Source organism: Desulfobacter vibrioformis DSM 8776, assembly GCF_000745975.1.
GTDB lineage: Bacteria > Desulfobacterota > Desulfobacteria > Desulfobacterales > Desulfobacteraceae > Desulfobacter > Desulfobacter vibrioformis.
Genome location: NZ_JQKJ01000082.1, coordinates 1 through 1,322 on the forward strand (window position 1 = coordinate 1; position 1,322 = coordinate 1,322).

At 48.3% G+C, this 1,322-nt stretch carries 1 protein-coding gene; it reads left to right on the forward strand.

Going from position 1 to position 1,322, the window contains the following annotated elements; all coding sequences use genetic code 11:
• Positions 1-49: 49 nt before the first annotated feature.
• The coding region (locus Q366_RS21850; protein ID WP_035242439.1) for a transposase at positions 50-1,322 on the forward strand (1,273 nt) is incomplete at its 3' end.

The window sequence follows — 1,322 nt, forward strand, 5'->3', positions numbered from 1 at the left end:
GCAATACCGCAAAACTCACCCCGAAAAAGGTTGAATAAAGGAAGTTCTCATGGCAATAAATGTTTTGCCAAAAACAAAGACTCCCAAAGGAGAACATGCCATGAGAACCCGCCGTGTATTATACCCTCAAACATCGGAAATGTACATTTGTGAATTAGATCAATGCCCGTTATGTGGTGAACAACTGGAGTTGAGTCGTTATTCAAGCGGACATAAAATTGTACAGAACCTGTCATCGACAGTGGAAGTCGGTTATTGGCCTAAGCAGTGCGACAATTGGAGCTGCATCAATTACGAGCGAAAGTGGCGCTCCGCCGAATGGCAGCAAATTGCTCCGATGTATTGCACCTATGGTTTTGACGTTATTACAACGATCGGATGGCAACGACAGACCAGCAGATGTACTTTTGAAGAGATTCACTCGGATTTAGCTGACAGAATCACCATCAGTGAAGCCCAGGTCCGCCATCTGTATCACGAGCGTTACCTGCCGTTATTAGCTTCTCAAGAACGAACCCGGTGGAATGAATTAGAGCCAGTTTCACAAAAATTCGGTCTGATCCTGAGTTTGGACGGTCTGGCTCCCGAGGGAGGAGAGCCGCAATTGTGGGTTGTGCGTGAACTTCAAACGGGATTGACGGTTCGCAGTGGTTGGCTTAGTGAGCAGGGACAGAACGCCTTTGAAAACTTCCTGCGGCCGATCGCCGAAACCGACTTAACCGTCAGGGCTGTTCTCAGCGATAAACAGCGAGGCCTGCTGCCGGCGGTTAATAAAATTTTCCCTGAAGCCAGACACGCGTTCTGCCAGTTGCATTATCTCAAAAATATTGCTGAACCGGCAGCATCCGCTGATGAGATAATGAAAGTTAAACTCAGGAAAACGGTCCGGAAAAATGTCGGGAACATCATCCGCCCAGAGCATGTGGAACAACCCGGGGTATTGACGGTAACGGGTTTGCTGCCGTCAGCTGTCATTGAAAATCCTACCACCGAGGGGAAAACGGAACAACATTCAGTCGATCAGGTGGAACAGGAACGGCACTCCATTGTGGATGCACTGATACGTCGAGTGCGTTATCTGTTGACGTTAAAGGGACGTCCACCATTCCGCATGGCAGGCATTGCAATGTATCAAGGCTTTAGGGAAGTCTGTGATTGCCTGGAGGTATTCATCGCTCATATTCCAGATGAACGGCTGATTCGGTTACAGCACGGTCTGAGTGAAGCCCTCAAATGCTTTACGGATGATTATGATCAATTGAGTGAAGTTGCCGGCTGGTTGATTCATATATCGACGTTGCTCGACCCAGAGGAAAACCCTT